The organism is Methylobacterium planeticum (genome assembly GCF_008806345.1).
Classification (GTDB): Bacteria; Pseudomonadota; Alphaproteobacteria; order Rhizobiales; family Beijerinckiaceae; genus Methylobacterium; species Methylobacterium planeticum.
The window spans coordinates 1-20,983 of sequence record NZ_VZZJ01000001.1; the positions used below are offsets into that span (position 1 = coordinate 1).

18 protein-coding genes are annotated in these 20,983 nt (G+C 70.8%); 8 read left to right on the plus strand and 10 right to left on the minus strand.

Features of this window, described 5'->3' with window-relative positions; translation table 11 throughout:
- Window positions 1–376: 376 nt before the first annotated feature.
- From F6X51_RS00005 to F6X51_RS00015, 3 genes are all read right to left on the minus strand, one after another.
- Window positions 377–3,391 (minus strand): PAS domain-containing protein, encoded by a 3,015-nt coding sequence (locus F6X51_RS00005; RefSeq protein WP_150960748.1) that lies wholly within the window; start codon window positions 3,389–3,391, stop codon window positions 377–379.
- A 216-nt stretch (window positions 3,392–3,607) separates the two neighbouring features.
- On the minus strand, window positions 3,608–4,969 hold the full coding sequence (locus F6X51_RS00010; RefSeq protein WP_150960750.1) for a sigma-54-dependent transcriptional regulator: 1,362 nt from the start codon (window positions 4,967–4,969) through the stop codon (window positions 3,608–3,610).
- Window positions 4,966–6,858, minus strand: a complete 1,893-nt coding sequence (locus F6X51_RS00015; protein WP_150960752.1) for a sensor histidine kinase — start codon at window positions 6,856–6,858, stop codon at window positions 4,966–4,968. Before F6X51_RS00015 ends, F6X51_RS00010 begins: the two co-directional genes overlap by 4 nt.
- A gap of 322 nt (window positions 6,859–7,180) precedes the next feature.
- Here F6X51_RS00015 and F6X51_RS00020 point away from each other — a divergent pair, with 322 nt between their 5' ends.
- The gene (locus tag F6X51_RS00020) at window positions 7,181–8,518 is read left to right on the plus strand and encodes a dicarboxylate/amino acid:cation symporter (protein ID WP_150960754.1); all 1,338 of its coding nucleotides are present in this window, start codon (window positions 7,181–7,183) and stop codon (window positions 8,516–8,518) included.
- A 107-nt stretch (window positions 8,519–8,625) separates the two neighbouring features.
- Here the strand turns inward: F6X51_RS00020 and F6X51_RS00025 are convergent, their stop codons facing one another.
- The 3 genes from F6X51_RS00025 to F6X51_RS28420 all read right to left on the minus strand — a co-directional run bounded on the left by F6X51_RS00025 (window position 8,626) and on the right by F6X51_RS28420 (window position 10,784).
- A complete protein-coding gene (locus F6X51_RS00025) occupies window positions 8,626–9,621 on the minus strand; it encodes a hypothetical protein (RefSeq protein WP_246696542.1) in 996 nt (331 codons plus the stop codon).
- A 253-nt stretch (window positions 9,622–9,874) separates the two neighbouring features.
- Window positions 9,875–10,300 (minus strand): hypothetical protein, encoded by a 426-nt coding sequence (locus tag F6X51_RS00030; protein ID WP_150960757.1) that lies wholly within the window; start codon window positions 10,298–10,300, stop codon window positions 9,875–9,877.
- Window positions 10,301–10,421: 121 nt separating this feature from the next.
- Window positions 10,422–10,784, minus strand: coding sequence for a hypothetical protein (locus F6X51_RS28420; RefSeq protein WP_246696543.1), 363 nt, complete (start codon window positions 10,782–10,784; stop codon window positions 10,422–10,424).
- Between the two features lie 170 nt (window positions 10,785–10,954).
- Here F6X51_RS28420 and F6X51_RS00040 point away from each other — a divergent pair, with 170 nt between their 5' ends.
- Window positions 10,955–11,662: a carbonic anhydrase gene (locus F6X51_RS00040; protein WP_150960759.1), complete on the plus strand. Its 708-nt coding sequence runs from the start codon at window positions 10,955–10,957 to the stop codon at window positions 11,660–11,662.
- Between the two features lie 603 nt (window positions 11,663–12,265).
- On the opposite strand, the gene F6X51_RS00050 is transcribed toward F6X51_RS00040, so the two are convergent.
- On the minus strand, window positions 12,266–13,060 hold the full coding sequence (locus F6X51_RS00050) for a lytic transglycosylase domain-containing protein (RefSeq protein WP_246696544.1): 795 nt from the start codon (window positions 13,058–13,060) through the stop codon (window positions 12,266–12,268).
- Between the two features lie 317 nt (window positions 13,061–13,377).
- Between F6X51_RS00050 and F6X51_RS00055 the strand changes: the two genes are divergently transcribed.
- Window positions 13,378–13,707, plus strand: coding sequence for a hypothetical protein (locus F6X51_RS00055; RefSeq protein ID WP_150960763.1), 330 nt, complete (start codon window positions 13,378–13,380; stop codon window positions 13,705–13,707).
- The gene (locus F6X51_RS00060) at window positions 13,707–13,988 is read left to right on the plus strand and encodes a hypothetical protein (protein WP_150961419.1); all 282 of its coding nucleotides are present in this window, start codon (window positions 13,707–13,709) and stop codon (window positions 13,986–13,988) included. The genes F6X51_RS00055 and F6X51_RS00060 overlap by 1 nt, the downstream gene beginning before the upstream one ends.
- A gap of 115 nt (window positions 13,989–14,103) precedes the next feature.
- Here F6X51_RS00060 and F6X51_RS00065 read toward each other — a convergent pair whose 3' ends face one another.
- The 3 genes from F6X51_RS00065 to F6X51_RS00075 all read right to left on the minus strand — a co-directional run bounded on the left by F6X51_RS00065 (window position 14,104) and on the right by F6X51_RS00075 (window position 16,032).
- Window positions 14,104–14,853, minus strand: coding sequence for a glucose 1-dehydrogenase (locus F6X51_RS00065; protein WP_150960765.1), 750 nt, complete (start codon window positions 14,851–14,853; stop codon window positions 14,104–14,106).
- Between the two features lie 87 nt (window positions 14,854–14,940).
- Window positions 14,941–15,216, minus strand: a complete 276-nt coding sequence (locus F6X51_RS00070; RefSeq protein WP_150960767.1) for an ArsR/SmtB family transcription factor — start codon at window positions 15,214–15,216, stop codon at window positions 14,941–14,943.
- Between the two features lie 183 nt (window positions 15,217–15,399).
- Complete coding sequence (locus F6X51_RS00075) at window positions 15,400–16,032, minus strand: TetR-like C-terminal domain-containing protein (RefSeq protein ID WP_150960770.1); 633 nt, start codon at window positions 16,030–16,032, stop codon at window positions 15,400–15,402.
- 108 nt (window positions 16,033–16,140) lie between these two features.
- Here F6X51_RS00075 and F6X51_RS00080 point away from each other — a divergent pair, with 108 nt between their 5' ends.
- The 4 genes from F6X51_RS00080 to F6X51_RS00095 all read left to right on the plus strand — a co-directional run bounded on the left by F6X51_RS00080 (window position 16,141) and on the right by F6X51_RS00095 (window position 20,841).
- On the plus strand, window positions 16,141–16,830 hold the full coding sequence (locus F6X51_RS00080; protein WP_150960772.1) for a PspA/IM30 family protein: 690 nt from the start codon (window positions 16,141–16,143) through the stop codon (window positions 16,828–16,830).
- A gap of 48 nt (window positions 16,831–16,878) precedes the next feature.
- Entirely contained in the window at window positions 16,879–17,151 is a 273-nt protein-coding gene (locus tag F6X51_RS00085; protein WP_150960774.1) for a YiaA/YiaB family inner membrane protein, read from the plus strand.
- Window positions 17,152–17,637: 486 nt separating this feature from the next.
- The gene (locus F6X51_RS00090; RefSeq protein ID WP_150960776.1) at window positions 17,638–19,413 is read left to right on the plus strand and encodes a type I secretion system permease/ATPase; all 1,776 of its coding nucleotides are present in this window, start codon (window positions 17,638–17,640) and stop codon (window positions 19,411–19,413) included.
- 123 nt (window positions 19,414–19,536) lie between these two features.
- Complete coding sequence (locus F6X51_RS00095; RefSeq protein ID WP_407658402.1) at window positions 19,537–20,841, plus strand: HlyD family type I secretion periplasmic adaptor subunit; 1,305 nt, start codon at window positions 19,537–19,539, stop codon at window positions 20,839–20,841.
- The last annotated feature ends 142 nt before the right edge of the window (window positions 20,842–20,983 follow it).

Consider the following 20,983-nt stretch of genomic DNA (forward strand, 5'->3'; position numbering starts at 1 on the left):
TCCAGGCGTACTGGATGTTCGCCGCCGCGACCATGCAGACAACACCCAGAACGATCTGGAGCCAGCGGCCGGCAGCGGGCCGCTGCTCCGCATGAACAGCAGACGACGATGGCATCGGGCGTTTCCTCTTTTCCTGCATTGAGGACCTGAGGCACGCCGTTGTTCTGGGCCCGCCCGGTGACGCAATGCTTGCGGCCGGTCCGGATCACTTCTTGCTGAAGCCTTTATTCCGGGCGCGTCCGAACACATCATTTGGAGCGCCAATCATCTTTGCAACCGATATATTTTCGGCCGTCTCCAAGTTTTCAGGGATTAAAGTCGCGCCCAGGGGCCGAGACGTGCTGCGGTCGGGCTGGCCGGCGGCATTCGGGGTGCCTCAAGCCGCGATCTCGCCGCGCTGCTCCTGCATCGAGGCGAGGGGGGCTTCGAGCCGGCAGACGAGGCCGGACGGTGCGTAATTCAGCCGAACGTCGCCGCCGATCTCGGCCGCGAAGCTGCGCTCGATCAGGCGCGAGCCGAAGCCCTTGCGCGTCGGGGGCGAGAGCACCGGCGGCCCGCCGTGCTCGGTCCAGGTGAGACGGAAGCGGGGATCCTCGGCCTCGTGCACCACGTGCCAGATCAGCTCGACGCCGCCGGTCTCGTTGGACAGGCTTCCGTATTTGGCGGCGTTGGTGGCGAGCTCGTGCAGGGCCAGGGCGAGCGACAGGGCGGGCTGGGCCGCCAGCAGGACGTTCGGTCCGTTCGTCCGGATGCGCGCCTGGCTCGCCTGGCGATGCACGCTCAGGGCACCCTCGATCACGTCCGTGATCGGCGCGGCCGTCCAGCTCGACTGGGTCAGGATGTCGTGCGCCCGGCCGAGCGAGATCAGGCGCGCCGCGAAGGCCTCGCGCGCCTCGTCCGGGTCGGTGGTTCCGCGGAAGGTCTGGCTCGCGATCGCCTGGACCAGAGCCAGGGTGTTCTTGACCCGGTGCTGCAGCTCGCCGGTCAGCAGGCGCTGGCGCTCCTCGGCGCGCTTGCTCTCGCTGATGTCGAGCATGGCGCCGATCATCCGCGTCGCGGCGCCCGCTTCGTTCCGGATGACGTAGCCGCGATCGAGCACCGAGGCGTACTGGCCGTCCGCCCGCAGGAAGCGATACTCGTCCGTCCAGGCTGTGCCGGGCCCGTCGATCACCGCATGGATCGAAGCATCGATGCGGGCCCGATCGTCCGGATGGATGTGGCCGATCCACCAATCGCCGGTCGGCTCCACGGTGCCGAGCGCGTGCCCGTAGGCGGCCTCCAAGGCCTCGTTCCAGAGGACGTGATTGGTCGCGAGGTTCCAATCCCAGATGGCGTCGTTCGTGGCGCGGGCGGCGAGTCTGTAGCGCTCCTCCGTCTCGCGCAAACCCTGCTCGGCGCGCCGGGCTTGCGTGATGTCGCGCACCGTGCCGACGAAGCGCCGGGTCTCGCCGTTGGCGACGATCGCCTGACCGCGGGCCGCGATCCAGCGCTCGATCCCGTCCACCAGGCCGATCGTGCGATACGCGATGTCGAAGGTTCCGCTCCCGGTGGGTTCGAGGGCAGCCTGCACCGCACGGTCGGCCTCCTCCCGATCGTTGGGATGCAGGCCCGCCAGAAAGGTTCCGTAGCTCACCGGGGCTCCCGGCGGCAGGCCGAAGAGTTCGCGCACCCGGTCGTCCCAGCCGAGATCGCCCGTCGTCAGGTCGTAATCGAAGATGCCGATCTCGGTGGCCCGCATCGCGAGCTGCAGCTGCTCCTGGGTCCGAAGCAGTTGCTCCTCGACGCCGCGCCGATCGTGGATGTCGCTGTTGCTGCCGAGCCAGCCGAGCACCGTGCCGTCCTCGCCGCGGAGCGGCTCGGCGCGGAACACGAACCAGCGGTAGCTGCCGTCGAGCCGGCGCAGGCGGGCCTCGACCTCGTAGTGGGCACCGCTCGCCCGGACCTCCGCCCAGGTCCGCTGCAGCGCGTCGACGTCCTCGGGATGGATCATCGCGGTCCATCCGTCCGGCAGCGCCGCCTCGACGGGCTGCCCCGTGAACTCCGCCCAACGGTCGTTGAGGTAGGTGAGGCTGCCGTCCGGGTGAGCCGACCAGATGATCGAGGGCACGAGTTTCGTCAGCGTCGCGTAGCGCTCTTCGGCAACCTTGCGCTCGTGGATGTCGAGGGAAATGCCGATCCAGCTCTGGATCGCGCCCGACGCGTCGCGCAAGGGCTCGCCGCGGGACAGGAACCAGCGGTGCTGACCGTCGCAACCCCGCCGCAACAGCGCCTCGACATCGTAGGACGCGCCCGTCGCCAGCGCACGGGTCCAGGCCTCGCGGAGGCGCGCGCGATGGTCCGGATGGACCACGCCGGTCGCGCTGGCCTCGCTCGTTTCCCCGATGGGCAGTCCCGTATAGGCGTACCAGTATTGGTTGTAGTAGGTGACGGACCCGTGCGCGTCCGCGATCCAGACCACCTGCGGGCTGACCTCCACCAGCGAGCGGAACCGCTGCTCGCTCGCCTCGAGGACGGCCTCGGCATCGCGCGCCTCGGTCCGATCGCGCAGGATCTTCACGAAGCCGGTGATCGCCCCGTCCTCGTCGCGAAGCGGCGTCATCTGCCCGGCCGACCAGAATTGCGTGCCGTCCCGGCGCAGGAGCCAGCGCTCGTTCGGCGCGCTGCCGGTCTCCAGGGCGCGGGCCATCTCGGCCTCGAGACGCGCGTCGGCGCGATCCTCCGGGACGGAGAGGGCCTCGGCGCTGCGGCCGAGGATGTCGTCGGCGTGCCATCCCAGGATCCGGCGCGCACCCTCGTTCCAGCTCGTGACGAGGCCGGCCCGGTCCGTGGCGATGATCGCGTAATCCGTCGCGCTGTCGAGGATCTGCCCGTGGACGCGGCGCTCCTCGCGCTGGGTCCGCAGGGCCCGGCGCAGCTCCATCTGGGCCATGGTCTGGCGCGCGAGCCGCGTCAGGGTGTTGCGTTGCCGCTCGGTCAGCTCGCGCGGCGCGGTATCGAGGACGCAGACGGTCCCGACCCTGTGCCCGTCCTGTGTCTTCAGCACGGCCCCCGCGTAGAAGCGCAGCCCCGGCTCGCCGGTGACCAGCGGGTTTCCCTGGAAGCGCGGGTCGAGGGTCGCGTCGGGAACGTACAGGAAATCGTTCTGCAGGATGGCCTGCCGGCAGAACGAGGTTTCGAGGGGCGTTCCGCGCACCCCGAGGCCGACCTCGGCCTTGAAGAATTGACGGCCGTCGCCGATCAGGTTCACCACCGCGATCGGGGTGCCGCAGATCTCGGCCGCGAGTTCAGCGATGTCGTCGAAATCTTGCTCGCGCGGCGTATCGAGGAGCCGATATCGTGCGAGCGCGTTCAGCCGCGCGGCTTCATCTGCAGGCGTTCGTTCGCTGCTCATCGTACAGACAGGCTTGGCGCATCGGGTTTGTTCCGTGACACAACCGCGATGGCGGCGAAAGTGGGGCACTCGGGCGGACCCGCGTGATGGTCACGGCGCAGGCTCGGGGCGATGCGGCCTCGCGGGCGCGGTCCCGGGTGCCCTGGCGCGGACAGTCCCGGACGGCGCCGCGCCCGCAGGAGCGGACGAGGGCGGGGCTGCGCCCCGGGACGGGCCCTAGCGATAATCGGTCGGAGTGAGGCCGTGGCGCGCGATCTTGTCGTAGAGGGTCTTGCGCGGCGTGCCGAGGGCTTCGGCGGCGAGGCGAACATCCCCGCCCGCCATGACGAGCTCGTCGCGGATGAGGCCGCGCTCGAAGCGGTCCACCTGTTCGGCGAGGCTGAGGCCCGGCGCAGGCTCGGCGGCGGGCCGGCCCTCCGGCGCGAAGCCGAGGGCGCAGCGCTCGGCGTAATGGTCGAGTTCGCGCACGTTGCCCGGCCAGCCGTGGCGCAGGAGATGGTCGCGCATCGCCGGCGTCACCGGCGGGGGCTCGCGGTTGAAGCGGGCGGCGGCGCGGGTCAGGAAGTGCTGGAACAGCAGCATCACGTCCTCGCGCCGGTCGCGGAGCGGCGGGATCGCGATCGTGATTACGTTGAGGCGATGGAAGAGATCGTCCCGGAAGGTGCCCTGCGCCGCCGCCTGACCGAGATCGACCTTGGTGGCGGCCACGACCCGCATGTCGATGGCCCGGACCTCGTTGGTGCCGAGCGGTTCCACCGATCGCTCTTGGAGGACGCGCAGGAGCTTGACCTGGAGCGCCAGCGGCATGCTCTCGATCTCGTCGAGGAACAAGGTGCCGCCGTGGGCGTGCTCGATGCGGCCGATCCGGCGCTTGAGCGCGCCCGTGAAGGCCCCGGCCTCGTGCCCGAACAGCTCGCTCTCGACGACGCTGTCGGGGAGGGCGCCGCAATTCATCGCCACGAAGTTCTTGCCCGCGCGCCGGCTCCAGCGGTGCAGCGCGTTGGCCACCACCTCCTTGCCCGATCCGGTTTCCCCGAGCACGAGCACATCGATATCCGCGCCCGCGACCTCGCGCACGAGCCGGCGCAGGCGCACGATCTCCGGGGAGACGCCGAGGAAGGCCGGGTCGGCCTCGACCGCGGCGTCGAGGCGGGCGCGCAGCCGCCGGTTCTCGGTGGCGAGCTGGCGCCGGTCGAGGGCGCGCCGGACCGAGGCCACGAGGGCGTCGGCCGGGTAGGGCTTGGCCAGGAAATCGTAGGCGCCATCCCGGATGGCGCCGACCGCCATCGGGATGTCGCCGTGTCCGGTGATCAGGATGACGGGCAGGTCGGGATCGGCCCGGGCGATGCGCTCGAACAGGGCGAGGCCGTCGAGATCGGGCAGGCGCACGTCGCTGACGACGACCCCCGGCGGGTCGGCGAGGATCGACGCCAGGGCCGGCTCGGCGGCCGGGAAGACCTCGACGAAAAATCCGTCGAGTTCGAGGCTCTGCCGGTTGGCGCGGCGGACATCCTCCTCGTCGTCGACGAAGACGATCCGCTGGGATCGATCCTGCGCCGCCTCTCCGGAACCGCTCACGCCATCGTCTCCGTTCGTGCGCCCGCCGCCTGCACCGGCGCGCGGGCGAGTTCCATGCGGAAGACGCTGCCCCCGGCCTCGCCCTCCGACACCGTCAGATGCCCTCCGCAATCCTCGACGATCCCGCGGGCGATGGCGAGGCCGAGCCCGAGCCCGTCGGGCTTCGTGGTGAAGAAGGCATCGAAGATCTGGGCCCGGTTCGCCTCCGCGATGCCCGGGCCGTTGTCGCCGACCGCGATCGCCACGCTCGCGCCGAGGTCCGTGACGGTCACGCCGACGCGGGGAGCCGGCCGGCCGCCGACCGCGTCGAGGGCGTTCTGAAGCAGGTTCACGAGCACCTGCTCGAGCCGCGGCCCATCCCCGAGCACGGCAAGGTCCGGGGCAGGGCTGTCCATCTCCAGCGCGATGCCGCTCTCCCGCGCCCGCGCCTCGACGAGTTCGAGGCTGTTGCGCAGGATCTCGGCGATCCGCACCGGCTCGCGGCGGCCGGAGGCGCGGCGGGCGAAGCCCTTCAGCTGGCGCGTCAGGGTGCCGATGCGCTCGGTGAGGCGGCCGATCGCCGAGACGTTCTCGGCCGCATCCTCGACCCGCCCACGCCGCATCAGGATCGCGGTGTTGTCGGCGTAGGAGCGAATCGCCGCCAGGGGCTGGTTGATCTCGTGGGCCATGCTGGCGGCGAACTGGCCGAGCGCCGCGAGGCGCTCCGCCTGCGCCAGCTCGCGCCCGAGGCGCTCGCGCTCCGCCTCGGAGCGCCGCCGCTCCTCGACCTCGTCCCGCAATTGCCGGTTGGCATCGCTGAGCGCGCGGGTCCGCTCGCGCACGCGCGCTTCGAGTTCGGCGCGCTGGGCCGCGGCCTGCGCCAGCCGCGCCCGCACCCGGGCCCGGCGGTTCGCCAGCGCGGCGAGGCCGAAGCCGGCGAGGCCCGCCCCGAGCAGGGCGATGATCTGGGCCTGGAGGCGCTCCCGGTCCACCGCCGCGCCGACCGGGGTTAGGGTCTGAAGCTGCCAATCGGTCCCCGGAATCGGCGCGCCGAGGAGGAGGGCGGGGCGGGCCGGCAGGGCGCCGTTGCCGACGCGCACCAGATCCGGGCTGCCCTCGACGGGGTGGATCGGCACGGCGGAGAGGGGCGCATCGCCGAATTCCAGGCTCTCGCGGATGCGTGCGCGCTCCTCGGACGCGACCGGCCGCAGGCTGCGAAAACGCCAGTCCGGGTTGCTCGCGACGAGCACGATGCCGCGCGGGTCGGAGACGAAGGCGACCTCGCGCCCGGTCCGCCAGGCCTCCTCGACGGCATCGAACTCGATCTTCACCACCACCACGCCGCGCGCGTCCGGGAGCCGGCGGGTCAGGTAGAGCCCCGGCCGCCCGCTGATCGTCCCGAGGGCGAATTGCGAGCCCGAGCCCTCGGTGAGGGCCTTCCGGAAGTAGGGCCGGAACGCGTAGTTCTGGCCGATGAAGCTGCGGGCCTCGCCGGCATTGCTGGCCGCCACCGTGACGCCGTCCGCAGCCACCACGTAGATCACCGCCGCGCCGGTCGCGGCCGCGACCTGCGCCAGGCGTCCGTTGACGCGCTCGGCCAGTCCGGCGGCCGGGGAGGGGGCCGGGGCCAGGAGGGCGGCGATCTCCGGATCGGCCGCGAGCGCCAGGGGCAGGGCGCTCTGGCGCTGCATCTCGGCCCGCAGCGCCCCGACCTGAAGGCCGAGGGTCGTCTCGGCCGAGCGGCGCAGGTCCGCGAGCGCCCAGCGCTCCGCGACGCGCCCCGCCCCCCAGATCACCGCGAGGACGAGGAGGCCGCACACCAGGGCAGCCAAGCCGCCTTGCCAGCGGCGGGGGCCGCCGCTCGGGCCCGCGGGCACGGGCTCACGTCGAACGGGGAAATCCGGATCCATTCCGGGCGGCTCCCTCATGGCCCGTGATCCCGTGCGGATTCCCGGACAGGTTCCGCCCGTCCCGTGCGGCCTGCCGCCAAGCACCTTCGGGATCGCCAGCGTCTCATTCCGGAAAATCTCGCAGTTTCAATGACTTAAAAATTTGCTCGCCACGTCCCGGACTTGGCACACCGGTTGCCATTCCCGCACCGTAACGCAGCCCTGCACCCGCCGCAGGTCTGCCAGCCCCCGAGGGTCAACAGCAAGTGTGGACGTCGCGCGCAGCCGTTCGGCCGCCGGGACACGAGCCACCCCGTCTCACCCGGAACCGCAGGGAAACGCCATGAACGCCGTACCATCCCCACTCACCGCGCCGCACCCGCCGCGCCCGCCGAAGCCCCTCTACCGAACGCTGTATTTCCAGGTGCTGGTGGCGGTCGCGGTCGGCATCCTCCTCGGACATCTCTATCCGCAGCTCGGCGCGGACATGAAGCCGCTCGGCGACGCCTTCATCAAGCTCGTCAAGATGATCATCGCGCCGGTGATCTTCCTCACGGTGGTCTCCGGAATCGCGGGCATGACCAACCTCGAGAAGGTCGGCCGCGTCGGCGGCAAGGCGCTGCTATACTTCCTCACCTTCTCGACCCTCGCCCTCATCGTTGGGCTCATCGTCGCGAACGTGCTGCAGCCCGGCAACGGCCTCCACATCGATCCGAAGTCCCTCGATCCGAAGGCCATCGCGACCTACGCGGGCAAGGCCAAGGAGCAGAGCATCGTCGACTTCCTGATGAACATCATCCCGGCGACGGCGGTCGGCGCCTTCGCGGGCGGCGAGATCCTTCAGGTGCTGTTCTTCTCGGTGCTGTTCGGCTTCGGCCTCGCCTTCATGGGCGAGCGCGGCAAGCCGGTGCTCGACATCGTCAAGGTGCTGTCCGAGGCCGTCTTCGGCATCGTGAACATCATCATGAAGGTCGCGCCGATCGGCGCCTTCGGCGCCATGGCCTTCACCATCGGCAAGTACGGGATCAGCTCGCTCGCCAACCTCGCCTACCTGGTCGGCGCCTTCTACCTCACCTCGGCGATCTTCGTCTTCGTCGTGCTGGGCGCGGTCGCCCGCTACAACGGCTTCTCGATCGTGCGGCTGATCCGCTACATCAAGGAGGAACTGCTCCTCGTCCTCGGCACGTCGTCCTCGGAATCGGCGCTGCCCTCGCTCATCGACAAGATGGAGCGGGCGGGCTGCTCGCGGCCCGTCGTCGGCCTCGTCGTGCCCACCGGCTACTCGTTCAATCTCGACGGCACCAACATCTACATGACGATGGCGGCGCTGTTCATCGCCCAGGCCACCGACACCCCGCTCTCGCTCGGCGAGCAGGCGCTCCTGCTCCTCGTCGCGATGCTCTCGTCGAAGGGCGCGGCCGGGGTCACGGGCTCCGGCTTCATCACCCTGGCGGCGACGCTCGCCGTGGTGCCCTCCGTGCCGGTCGTCGGCATGGCACTGATCCTCGGCATCGACCGCTTCATGTCGGAATGCCGCGCGCTGACGAACTTCATCGGCAACGCGGTGGCCTGCATCGTGGTCGCCCGCTGGGAGGGCGAGGTCGACGAGGCCAAGCTCGCCGCAGCCCTGGCCGGCAAGCCCGAGCCCCTCGCGGTCCCGGCGCTCCAGCCCGCCGAGTAGGCCGCGTCCCGCGATGCCTTGGGAGCCGCGCGTGCCGCAGGGCCGGCGCGGCTCCTTCGCGTTTCCTCCCCGCGTTTCCTCCCCGCGTTTCTTCCAAGGCCTCGGCGTCAGCGAAGGTAGATCACGCTGTAGAGGGTCCGCTTCAGCTCGTCCTCCGTGAGCCAGATGCGCCCGTGGTGGCAGCGCTCGCGGATCCCGGCCCGCATCCGGGTGCAGTACTCGCCGGTGTTGTCCTGGACGAGATACTGGCAGGTTCCCCCGCTCCGCCGGCGGGCGATGACCGTGCTCGAATGATCGGCGGCGAGGTCGGGATCGGACGGGTCGCGATCCTGCAGGATGTACCAGCTGTAGCCGATGGTCGGCGCCCGGCGGTGCGCCAGGGCGTAGTCGACGATTGCCAGCATGCGCGTGACATCCCGGCTCCCCGGAGGACGTCCCGCCTCCAGCATCTCCATGAACTCGTGCTGGTTGGCCGCGACCCGGTAGGAGACCGGGAGCAGCGGGACGGGCAGGGATTGCCTGCGGCAGCGCGCTTCCACGTGCCGGAGCCAGGCTGCGTTGAACGCGTCGGCGCGCCGGCTTCGCAGCTTGTGGACCGTGCCCAGGAGACTTGCGTAGCTGATGCGCGGTGCCCGGACCGCGCTGCTGAAGCGCAGGGCCGCGAAGTAGCGCAGGAAGTGGGCATAGCCCTCGTGCGAGGGCAGGTCGCGCTCCTCGCACAGGCCGCCGAGATTGTAGAGGAGGGCCGCCGCGGCCTCCTCGCCGCCTTCCAGCTTGTCGAAAAAGGGGTGCAGGTGCGCATTCCCTTCCCGGGCGATGTCGGTCGCGTTGCGGCTCCAGGCGATGTCCGCGCGATGGCGCGGATGCGCCCGGAGATGGGCCCGCAGCGCGGGGTTCCGGATCTCCGGCAGGCGATCGGGATCGGCGAAGTAGAATTTCGTCGCGACATCGAGGGGCGAGACCACGCGGCCGACCCGCTGCGAGATCATGTCGGCGGTGGCGTAGGCGAAGCAGATCGCGCTCTCACCCTGGCCCGCCGGGATCTCGGAGGGCTTCGGCGAGATCCGGTTGCTGCCGGGCAGCGCGTGGGTTCCTGGCGGCATCCGGATGCGCAGCGGGCGGCAGGCGGCGTCCCGGGCATAATGCGCCCTCGCGGGCAGGAAACCCGGATCGAAGGATCCCTGTGCGGACGCGGGTTCCGCCGCCGGGACCAGGAGCAGAGCCGCCGATGCCGCGCACCACGAAAGCGCGCGCGCCCCAATCGCCTGCCTGACCATGCCTCGATCGTCCCCCCGTCCGCCGGGGGTATAGTGAGTTCAGATTGTGTTCGTCGAGGGCAGTTCCCGCAAGGGGTGCTCAGGCCGTCGAGCCCATCAGGTACCAGACCGCGAGGTCGTCGGGCGCGAGGGCGTGGCGGCGCCGCTTCGTCATCGGCGCCACGGCTTTCAGGAGGCGGTCCAACGCGGTTCGGGCCGCCTCGATCCGCTCCGGGGCGGGATCGAGGGACGCCCGGCACAGGGCGTCGGCGGCCTGATCCCACAATGCGCTGCGCGATCCGTCGCGCACCTCGATCAGTCCGTAGCCGTAGATCGCCGCCAGGCCTTCCGCGACGCTCGCGATCCTGCGGTTCCCGAGATCGGGACGGCGGGGATCGACCGGTGCGGTCAGCGGCTTGTCGAAAGCATCCGGGGACAGGGCACACTCCTCAACGCTGCATCGCCCGGCCGAACTCGGCCCGGCATCGGAGCTAGCGCCCCGGGCGCGCGCCAGACAGAGCGCCATCCGGAAAGGAGTTTTCGCCGGAACGGAGGAACCGCGACGACGGCTGTCGGCGAGGGGACCGGCCTCGACCGTCGCGCGGGCCAGCCGATCCGCCCCGGCGCGACGATGTGCAGCCCCGGTCTCAATCGCCTGGACCGTCCTGATCCCCGCCCGCGCGGCTTGAGACCGGAGCGTCCTCGCCCGGCGGCGCTTCGAGCGGCGACGGGTGCGCCTCCGCGCCGACCGCCATGTCGGGCGGGGCCGGGCTCGGGCCCGGTGCCGCCTTCTGGGGCGGGGCCTTCAGGTGCAGGAAGCTCCGGTCGCCGGTCGCCGCCTCGGCCACGAGGGCGATCGCATCGAGAAGATCCGCGACGCCCTGGGCGCGCGGCGCCGCGACGGAGGCCCGGGCGATCCGGTCCGGGTCGATCCGGCGGGCCGTGGTGCGGCCGGCCAGAAGCTGCGCTTCGGTGAGTGCGTCGAAGTCGCGACGGGGGCGGCGCGGCATGGATCGTTCCAGATTTGTTCCATTCAGAGAATAGCGTGCGCAAGCGTGGCCGCAAGCGTTTCGAGGCGTCGACGGCCCATCCGGACCGCGCTTTTTCCGTGCGGTGGCCCGGACTATCCCGCCGTGCCGGACGTCCTATGATCACCGAAACACACCGGAACGTCCGCCCTATGGCCCTGACCCGCCGCAGCTTCTTCGCCTGCGCCTGCTGCGCGCCCCTCGGCGGTCTCGCGGCGCTCCACGCCGGGCCGGCGCGCGCCGCCGGCGGCACGCGCACGGACCTGACCCCGGATCAGGCCCTGGAGCTCCTGAAGGAGGGGAACCGGAACTTCATCACCGACGCACCGTTCCGGCGCCAGACCACTGACCGCGAGCGCCGCATCGAGATCGCGCGCGGCCAGACGCCCTTCGTGGTTCTGGTCGGATGCTCCGACAGCCGCGTCCCGCCCGAACTCCTGTTCGGCCGCGGTCTCGGCGAACTCTTCATCGTGCGCAATGCCGGGAACACCGTCGACACCACCGCGCTCGGCTCGATTGAGTACGGTGTCGCCGAACTCGGCGTGCCGCTCATCGTCGTTCTCGGCCATGAGAAATGCGGTGCCGTCCAGGCCGCCATCCAGGTCGTGAAGGAGAACACCGTCTTTCCCGGCAGCATCGGCCGTATGGTCGAGCCGATCGTTCCCGCGGTCCTGCGGGCCCAGGGGCAGGAGGGAGACCTCGTCGACAACGCCGTTCGGGAAAATGTCCGCCGGACGGTCCATCGTCTGCGCACCGCCGAGGCTCTGCTGATCGATCCCATCAAGGCGCGCAGGCTGAAGATCGTCGGCGCTCGCTACGACCTCGACGATGGCAGCGTGGACTTCTTCGACGAGGCCTGAGCCTCGCCTGCAGCCGACCGCCTTCGGGACTCGGCTCTCACCAGCTTCGGCGCGAACCCGCGCAGCAGGCGCTGAATCTGATCCTCGTGGACAAGCTCGGCCGCGCGCGTGGCGGCGTACCAGCGCCGGCCGTGCTGGAGCATTGTCGCTTCGGCGTCGGCATGGTTCAGGCCTATCTCTACACGGAGGTCGAGAACACGATCCGCGTTCGCCGGGCTCGGGATCGGACGCCGCTCACCTGGAAGGGCCGGCGGCGCGGGCCGAGCCGCACAGAATACGAGTGCGCCATCTCGCGGGTTTTGGGTGATGTGCTCTTCACCCTCGTCCAGCCCGACCGGCACCTGCAGAAGATCCGCTATCGGGTCACGCATTCAGGCGCCGTCTGGGACGTGGACGTGTTCGGAGGGAAATTATCAGGGCTCATTCTCGCGGAGATCGAGCGCGCGCGAGGATCAAGCGATCACGCTCCCACTCTGGACCGGGCGCGAGGTGACGGCCGACCCAGCATACCGGAATTCGCGCCTCGCCGCGCAAGGCGGCAAGGTGATGCCGCGCGCGGCCTGAGCGACGCTGCGGATCGCCGCCCCCGTCGGGGTTGTCCGGTCAGCGGGACGGAAGCGGTCCGGCAAAGATGGCCTGCGCCGTCAGGGGCGCCCAACGATCCATCGAATCGTTCAGATCGCCGCTCTGGCGCCAATCCTCGACGCTTCGGCCGGTGATCTTCGCGACGTAGTCCCGCGTCTCCTTCGGCAGTGATCCGCGCCCGGAGATCCAGTCGCGCACGCGCTGCGGGCCGGCATTGTAGGCGGCGGCCGCGAATCCGAGATTGCCGAAGCGGGCGCGATATTCCTTGAGCAGCTCCGCCGATTTCGGGATTGCCTCGAAGGGGTTGAACGGGTCGGCGAGACCGCGCTCGCTCGCCGTTGCGGGCATGAACTGGGCGACCCCCAGGGCTCCGGCCCGGCTCACCGCCTGATGGTTGAGGCCGCTCTCCTGGTGCAGGAGCTTCGACAGGAAGCCGACCGGCAATCCGTTGATCACGGCGGAATGGTCGATGAACTCCGCCATGCGCTGCCGGTCGCCGAAGAAGGCCCGCGACCAGGCCTCCTCGATCGTCCGGAATTCCGAGGGCTCGAGCCGCATCGGGCTGTCCGCGGACGCCACCTGCCGCGCATAGGCGTGGACCGGTCCGCCGACCATCGTGGCGGCGACGATCCGGGGCGTCGACGCCGCCGAGAGGTCCGTATCCCGGTGCGCGGTCGGACCGCGCTCGCCCCTCGCTTCGTGCGCGGTCGTGACGGGATCGAGTACGAGCGCGGCCGCGGCCAGGATCGAGAGGGACAGCGCCCGGTGCGCGACCGCCCGATAGGCTGCCCGCCTGAACGCGCGCCGGGTCACGGACGCGCGGTACTCCCGCACGCTTGTCTGTCGGAGGTGCATGGTCTCGCCGGCACGGGCGACGTTCGAGCGTCGTCGGTGAGTTGCATGCCGACCGGAGGACGATCGACATTGTCGGTGCAAATCCTCGCATGGCGAAGACTTGGTCTCAAGGCTGATCGGCCGACATTGTGAAGATCCAGTGTTTGTACCGTTCAGGACGAAACCAATCCTGAAGCTTGTCGGCCACCGCCGATTTGCCCCGGGACGCCTCGGCGTCGCGTGGAACAGCGCGCCGATCCTGTGGCCGAACGATCACAGGCGCCGCGGAAATGGGTTTGTGGCAGGCGCCGGCCTTATTCCGTCCACGCGACGCTGCGCAGGCTGGCTTCGATCCGGGGCAAACCAGTGAGCGCGTCATGTCTGCTTCACCCACTGCTTCCAGCGCGTCGTGCGCAGACGAGCGATCCCTCGACGGGCCGGCGGCCCAGGATCTCGATCGGCAGGCCGTCGCGCGCGTGATCCGGGGCGTCACCTTCGCGCTCGGGGAGACCTATTCCCTCTCTCCGAACGAGGCGCTCCCCGAGGAATTCGATCCGCTGATCCAGCGCCTGCTGGTCGGCCCCCTCAGTCGCCCGCGGCGTTCTCCCCGGCGAAAGGCTGCTTGATGTCGGCAACCCATTACTCCTTGGATAACAGCAACATCGTCCGGCTTCCGGCGCGCGCCGCCGATGTCGAGCCCGATGAGAACATCGCCTCGATCATCGCCGTGCTGCAGGAGCAGCTGAACCTCGCGCGCGAGGGCAAGCTGCGGTCGGTGGCGGTCGTGTCGGTGACGGCGGATGGCGGGTCGGTCGGCACGCAATGGTCGTGCACGAATGGCGACATCGTCAGCCTCATCGGCAAGCTCAGCGTGCTGAGCCACGATCTGATGGCCTCGCGCGAGTAGGAAACCCGGCGCCGGAGCGCCGGATTCCATGGAAGAAATCATGAACGATTCCGCCAGAACCCCGCTTCCGGGGCGCGGCGCCTCGTTCAACCCGCCGGACCCGGCGCGGCTCGGGTCAGCGCAGGCCGCCGGAGGCGACGATGACCTCGCCGGTGAGCCAGCCCGAATCGGCCGAGGCCAGGAAGACCGCGATCGGGGCGATGTCCTGCGGCTGGCCGAGGCGCCCGAGGGGCGTCTTCGACACCATGTCGCGCTCCATCTCCGAGCCGATCAGGCCGAGATCGTGGACGCCCTCGGTCTCGACGCCGCCCGGCGCGATGGTGTTGATCCGGATCCTGCGCGGCCCGAGCTCCTTCGAGAGCACCCGGGTGATCGAATCGACCGCCGCCTTGGTGGCCGTGTAGACGGCGGTGGCCGGCAGGGCGACCTGGGTCGCGGCCGAGCCGATATTGATGATGCTGCCGCCCTCGGGGCCGAAGGCCGCGACGGCCTGCTGGGTCGCGAGGAGCAGGCCCTTCACGTTCGTGCCGAATTGCCGGTCGAATTCGTCCTCCGCGAAATCCTCGATCGGGGCGAAGCGGTAGACGCCCGCGTTGTTGACCAGGATGTCGACGGCGCCGAAGGCCGCCTTGGTCTCGGCGAACAGGCGCTCGACATCCGCCCGCCGGGCGACGTCGGCCTGGACCGCGACGGCCCGGCCGCCGGCCTCCGTGATCGCGCGGACGACGCGGTCGGCGCCCTCGCGGCTCGCGGCGTAGTTGACGACCACCGCGGCGCCCTCGGCCGCGAAGGCCTTGGCGATGCCCGCGCCGATGCCCTTCGAGGCACCCGTGACCACCGCGACCTTACCGTTCAGCTTGCTCATACGACGTCTCCCGAGGTTGCCCCCCGGCCAAACAGTTAGACACTCATCGAAGTATCGCCTGTGCGCTTCGGCACCGCGACGTCCGGCTCAGATCTCGGCGAGCCGCGCCCGGTAGGCGTCGAGGATCGCGCGCCGGAGCACCAGCCGGGCGGAGCGGCCCTCGCGCCGGATCTCGATCAGTCCCGCGGTCTCGAGGGCCTTGATGTGGTGGGAGATCGTCGCGGCGCTGACGCACTGGGTGTCGTGCAGGGCGCCGCAGGGCATGTCGCCGCCGCCGGAGGCGATCTGCTTCAGGATCTCGTAGCGCCGGGGCTCCGCCAAAGCACGGGCGATGTTGGAGAATTCCGTGTCGGTCAGGCTCATCGGGGCAACTCTCTGCGCATGACGGTCGGCGCGCCCGCGCCGGCCCGGGGATCCGGGCGTCGGTCGGGATCGCGCGCGGCCGTGGGCGCGTCCGGGCGCGTCATCGAACCCTCGCGCCCGGGAGACTTCGCGCCCGGTCGCGTCCCGGTCCGGGGGCATGGTTCGGTCCGGTCGCTCCGGAACTCACGCCGCGTCCCCCGGATCCGCGGCCGACAGGCCCGCCGCCATCGCGCGGATCAGGGTCTCGAGCTGCTGCCGGACCACGTCGTGCGACAGCGGCATCAGCCGCGCGTCGAGACCCAGGATGACGATCCCGTGCGTCGCCGAGAACAGGGTCCGGGACAGCAGCGCGCAGGCGGCCGGCGACAGGTCCGGCCGCAGCACCCGGAGCGGCGCCTCGATGAAGCGGAACAGGCGCGCCTGCTCGACGAGGTACCAGTCCGGCGGCGGTGCCCCGTCCTGCGGCTGGTGCTGGAACAGGGCGCGCCAGCGCAAGGGGTTGGCGCGGGCGAAATCGAGATAGGCGAGGCCGATCCGCACGAGCTCGCCCGTGGCCGCGCCGGCATCCGGCAGGGGGGCGAGCCGGTCTTCCGGGCCGAGGGCACCCTCGAAGGCCGCGAGGGTGCGCAGGTTCACGCGCTGGATCAGCGCGTCGAGGTCCGGGAAGGCCGTGTAGATGGCGCCGAGGGCGCAGCCCACCGTTTTGGCGAGGTCGCGGGCGCGCAGGCCCGGCAGCCCATGCGCGGCGATCGCCGCCTCCGCGGCCCCGATCAGTGCCGCGCGCACCTCGGCGCGGCGGGCCTCGGTCGCCGTCACGGGGCGGCGCCCCGATCTTTGCACGACGTGCAAAAAAACACTTGAACGATGTTCATGGATCTGCGATGCCAAGGTGGTGAACGTTGTTCATAGAACGGGAGCCCAACCATGCTCAAGGTTTTTCGGATCCTCGCCCGCGGTGCCGCCGCGCGGGCTACGGAAGAACTCATCGACCAGAACGCCCTCCTGATCCTCGACCAGCAGATCCGCGAGACCCGCGCCGCCCTCGAGCGCAGCCGCCGGGCGCTGGCGGTGGCGATCGCGGGGGACCGGGCCGAGGCGCGCCGGGGCGATGCCGCCGAGGCCCGGGCGCAGGACCTCGAGGCGCGGGCCGTCGCGGCGCTCGGCGCCGGCCGCGAGGATCTCGCCGCCGAGGCCGCCGCCGCGATCGCCGAGCTCGAGGGCGAGCACGACGCGATCCGGGCCGCCCGCGCCCGGTTCGAGGCCGAGATCGGCCGCATCCGCGCGGTGGTGGCCGATGCGAGCCGCCGGCAGGCGGAACTGGAGCGCGGCCGCCGCGTCGCCGCCGCCGGCGAGGCCGTGCGCCGCCTCGGCGCCGGGACCCGCCCGCAGGATGCCGCGACCCTCCGCGAGGCGGAGGCGACCCTGGCGCGCTTGCGCGACCTCCAGGCCGAGGCGGCCGACACCGAGGCGGCTTTGGCCGAGGCCGAGCCCGGCGCCGACATCGCCGAGCGCCTGGAGCGGGCGGGCTTCGGCGCGCCGACCCGCCCGAGCCAGGCGGCGATCCTCGAGCGGCTGCGCCGCAAGGCCGGCCTCGATCGGGCCGCTGCCGTCTGACACCGCGACCGAATCGGACCTCCTCCCCTTCGACACGGAGAACACGCCATGACCAACGAGACCGCACAGCATTCCGGCGCCTGGGTCAGCTTCACCTACGCGTCCTTCGTCGGGTCCGCCGCCATGGTCGGCCTCGGCATCCTGTTCATGCCGATCGATATCTGGCTCAAGGGCTACCTCGCCATGGGCGTGGTGATGCTCGTCCAGTCCTGCGTCACGATGACGAAGACCGTGCGCGACGTCCACGAGGGCAAGCGCATGGTCAACCGGATCGAGGATGCCCGCACCGAGCGCCTGCTGATGTCGGTCACCAAGGACTGAGCGGAGCCGCCCGGGGGGGACCCTCGCCGGCGCCGCCGCGACGGTTCGGGCGGCTTCCACGAAGAACAGCGCCGCGCAAAGCGCGGCGCTGTTCTTGCTCCACTGCAATCGATCGCCCCCGGCCTTCGGGCGAAATGTGCGATCTCAGACAATCGGGGAAACCGGGGGTGTAATAGCGCGATATCGGAGTAGTGTCTTCAGCAACAAAACTTCCGCCCTTTCGCGTGCAGTCCTGAAAATGTTGGATCAGCGTTCGTGGTCTTCAGCGCTCAGGTCGGGACCGAAAGGGTTCGATGCTGCGCGACTTCTATCACGAAGCGATCCGCCCAAGAGATTCGCAGCTTCGATGATGGTCTCGCGTCAGGCTGGATCGATCGCGCCCGAATGACCGGTTGAAGCCATCGGTCGTTCCGGCGCCTCGGCCGAAATCCGACATGGGCGCCCTGTCGGAGGCGCTGGACCGGTCCCGATCCAAGACTGAGCATCATGATCTCGAGCAAGGCCTCCTCGATCCTGGGTCACGGCGTTCGTTCGATGAGGCCGGCGCTCGTCACGGCGCTGGTCTTCGGGCTGTTCATCAACGTCCTGCTGCTGGCCAGCCCGCTCTACATGCTGCAGATCTACGATCGGGTCCTGGCGAGCCGCAACGAGGTGACGCTGGTCGGCCTGACCGTGATCGTCGCCGTCGCGCTCCTCGTCTGCGCCGTCCTGGAAATGCTGCGCTCGCGCATCCTCGTGCGCGGCGGCCTCGCCTTCGACCGCCGGATCGCGGAGCCGATCTTCGGCGCGGTGCATCGCGGCCACCTGCTGCGCCCCGAGGCCGGGCACGGCAGCGCCCTGCGCGACATCGATACGGTCCGGGAGTTCCTGACGGGGCCGGGGCTGCTCGCCTTCTGCGACGCGCCCTGGGCCCCGATCTTCCTGTGCATCTGCTTCCTGCTCCACCCGTGGTTCGGCTGGATGATCGCGGCCGGCGGCGGCGCCATCCTGAGCCTCGCTCTCCTCAACGAGTGCGCGACGCGCACTGCCCTGGCGCGGGCCTCCCGGGCCGGGAACGCGGCCGGAACCTGCGCCCAGGCGGCCCTCCGCAACGGCGAGGTCATTCAGGCGATGGGGATGCTCGCCGCCTTCCGGGCCCTCTGGAACGGGCGCCACCGCGACGTCCTGGTCTCCCAGGCCCGCGCCAGCGACCGCTCCGGCCTCATCGTCGCCCTGTCGAAGTTCATCCGCATGTTCTTGCAGATGATGATCCTCTGCCTCGGCGCCTACCTGGCGATCCAGCGGGAGATCACCCCCGGCTCGATGATCGCCGCGTCGATCCTCGGCGGCCGTGCCCTGGCGCCGGTCGAGGTGCTGGTGGCGAACTGGCGCAGCTTCGCGGCGGCCCGGATCAGCTACGCCCGGCTGAAGCAGCTCGATGCGGTGGCCGCCCCCCCGGTCGAGCGGATCGCGCTGCCGCGGCCCCGCGGCGAGATCGAGGCCGAGAACCTCTTCGCGGCGGCGCCCGGCCAGCGCAGCCCGGTCCTGCGCGGGATCAGCTTCCGCCTGGCGCCCGGCACGGTCCTGGGCGTCGTCGGGCCGAGCGCCGCCGGCAAGTCGAGCCTCGCCCGGGCGATGACCGGGGTCTGGCCGCTGCAGCGGGGCACCGTGCGCATCGACGGGGCGGACCTCGCGCACTGGGATCCGCAGGCCCTCGGGCGCCATCTCGGCTACCTGCCGCAGGATGTGGAGCTGTTCGCCGGCACGGTCGCGCAGAACATCGCCCGCTTCCAGGATCTCGATGCCGAAGCCGTGATCGCGGTGGCCGAGGCGGCGGGGTGCCACACCATGATCCAGGAGCTCGCCGACGGTTACAACACGCAGATCGGCGCGGGCGGCTACGTCCTGTCGGGCGGGCAGCGGCAGCGCATCGCCCTCGCCCGGGCCATGTACGGAGACCCGCGCTTCGTCGTCCTCGACGAGCCGGATGCGAGCCTCGATGCGGCCGGGGAGGCGGCGCTGATGCGGGCGCTGTCCGACTTGAGGCGCCGCGGCGCGACCGTCCTGATCATCACCCACAAGGTCAACCTCCTGGCCGAGGCCGACCTCGTCCTGACCCTGGAGGGGGGGGCGGTCCGAAGCTCGGGCTCGCCGGACGAAGTCCTGCGCGGCCTGGCGCGCCCGGGCCCGGTCCGGGGCCTCGTCAGCGTGGCGGGCGGCACGGCGAGCGAGGCGGCCACCCAGGACGCCCCCTTCGTCCCCGCGCAGCGCGCGGTCGGCTGAGCCATGGTCGCGAGCCTCGCCGGATCGCAGCCCCCTGAACACCCGCCCCGGTCCTGGCGGGGGGCGGCCCTTTCGCTCCACCCCGCGCCGGCGCGCTCGGGCGCCGCCCCGGGCCCGGCGGCGATTCCGCCCGCACCGCTTCCGGTGACGACCTGGCGCTTCCACGCGATCGCCGGCTACGCGCTGATCCTCCTCACCTTCGGGGTCATCGGCGGCTGGAGCATGGTGGCGCGGCTCGACCGGGCGGTGGTCAGCCCCGGGATCATCAACGTCGAATCGAGCCGCAAGGTCGTGCAGCATTTCGAGGGCGGCATGGTCCGGGAGGTGCTCGTCCGGGAGGGGCAGTCCGTGCGCGAGGGCGACATCCTCCTGCGCCTCGAATCCCTGCAATCGCGCGCGACCGTCGACCTGTTCCAGGGGCAGCTCGACGCCGCCCTGATCCTCGAGGCGCGCCTGATCGCCGAGCGGGACCGCAAGAGCGGCCTCGACCTTCCGCAGGAGATCGCCGCCCGCGCCGGCGAGCCTCCCGTCGCCCGGGTGATCAACGACCAACTCAACCAGCTCCAGGAGCGGCAGACCTCCCTGCGGGCGCAGATCGACCTTCTGGCGGCCCGGATGACGCAGCTCCGGACCGAGATGAGCGGGCTGGCCGTCGAGCGCACCTCCGTCGAGGAGCAGATCGGCTTCATCAACCAGGAGCTCGCCGGCCTCCGGGTGCTGCGCGACAAGAACCTGGTGCCGCTCTCGCGCCTCCTCGTGATGGAGCGCGAGCGCACCCGCCTCGAGGGCATCGTCGGTCGCTCGATCGCCGACACCGCCAAGGCGCAGAACGCCATCGGGGAGGCGGGCCTGCAGATCGCGCAGCTGAAGCAGAAGCTGCAGGAGGAGATCGCCGGCCAGCTCCTCGAGACCCGGCAGAAGATTTCCGAGCTGCGGGAGAAACTTTCGGTTGCACAGGACATCTTCAAGCGCCTCGCCGTGACGGCCTCCCGGGGCGGCGTGGTCCAGGCGCTGAAGGTCTACACGGTCGGGCAGGTGATCCGCTCCGGCGAGCCCCTGATGGAGATCGTGCCGACGAGCGACAAGCTCGTGGTCCACGTCCAGTTCGCCCCGAACGACCTCGAGACCGTGCAGGCGGGCATGCCGGCCGAGATCCGGTTCCCGACCTTCCATTCTCGCCGGATCCCCACGATCCTCGGGCACCTCGCCTCGGTCTCGCGCGACCGCCTGATCGACGAGACGACGAAGCAGCCCTACTTCCTCGGCATCATCGAGATCAGCGAGATTCAGGTCCCGGACGCGATCCGGCACCGGCTCGTGGCCGGCATGCCGGCCGAGATCGTGGTCACGACCGGCGAGCGCACCGCCCTCGACTACCTGGTGGCGCCCCTGTTCGAGGCGATGGGGCGCGGCTTCCATGAACGCTGAATCATGACCGGGGGCCCGCGCGCAGGCCGGGAATTGGAGTTTTGTACGCTACCTGCGGTTGCCTCCGGCGCCCGATCGGATCAGCATCGCGCCGGGACGGATCCTCCGCGAAGCACCGCGACGCCGCGGGAGGGGTCCGGCA

Coding starts and splice junctions, on each gene's coding strand:
- F6X51_RS00005 (WP_150960748.1), bottom strand. CDS start 3,391: ATGAGCAGCGAACGAACGCCTGCAGATGAAGCCGCGCGGCTGAACGCG.
- F6X51_RS00015 (WP_150960752.1), bottom strand. CDS start 6,858: ATGGATCCGGATTTCCCCGTTCGACGTGAGCCCGTGCCCGCGGGCCCG.
- F6X51_RS00020 (WP_150960754.1), top strand. CDS start 7,181: ATGAACGCCGTACCATCCCCACTCACCGCGCCGCACCCGCCGCGCCCG.
- F6X51_RS00025 (WP_246696542.1), bottom strand. CDS start 9,621: ATGCCGCCAGGAACCCACGCGCTGCCCGGCAGCAACCGGATCTCGCCG.
- F6X51_RS00030 (WP_150960757.1), bottom strand. CDS start 10,300: ATGGCGCTCTGTCTGGCGCGCGCCCGGGGCGCTAGCTCCGATGCCGGG.
- F6X51_RS28420 (WP_246696543.1), bottom strand. CDS start 10,784: ATGCCGCGCCGCCCCCGTCGCGACTTCGACGCACTCACCGAAGCGCAG.
- F6X51_RS00040 (WP_150960759.1), top strand. CDS start 10,955: ATGGCCCTGACCCGCCGCAGCTTCTTCGCCTGCGCCTGCTGCGCGCCC.
- F6X51_RS00060 (WP_150961419.1), top strand. CDS start 13,707: ATGTCGGCAACCCATTACTCCTTGGATAACAGCAACATCGTCCGGCTT.
- F6X51_RS00065 (WP_150960765.1), bottom strand. CDS start 14,853: ATGAGCAAGCTGAACGGTAAGGTCGCGGTGGTCACGGGTGCCTCGAAG.
- F6X51_RS00070 (WP_150960767.1), bottom strand. CDS start 15,216: ATGAGCCTGACCGACACGGAATTCTCCAACATCGCCCGTGCTTTGGCG.
- F6X51_RS00080 (WP_150960772.1), top strand. CDS start 16,141: ATGCTCAAGGTTTTTCGGATCCTCGCCCGCGGTGCCGCCGCGCGGGCT.
- F6X51_RS00085 (WP_150960774.1), top strand. CDS start 16,879: ATGACCAACGAGACCGCACAGCATTCCGGCGCCTGGGTCAGCTTCACC.
- F6X51_RS00090 (WP_150960776.1), top strand. CDS start 17,638: ATGATCTCGAGCAAGGCCTCCTCGATCCTGGGTCACGGCGTTCGTTCG.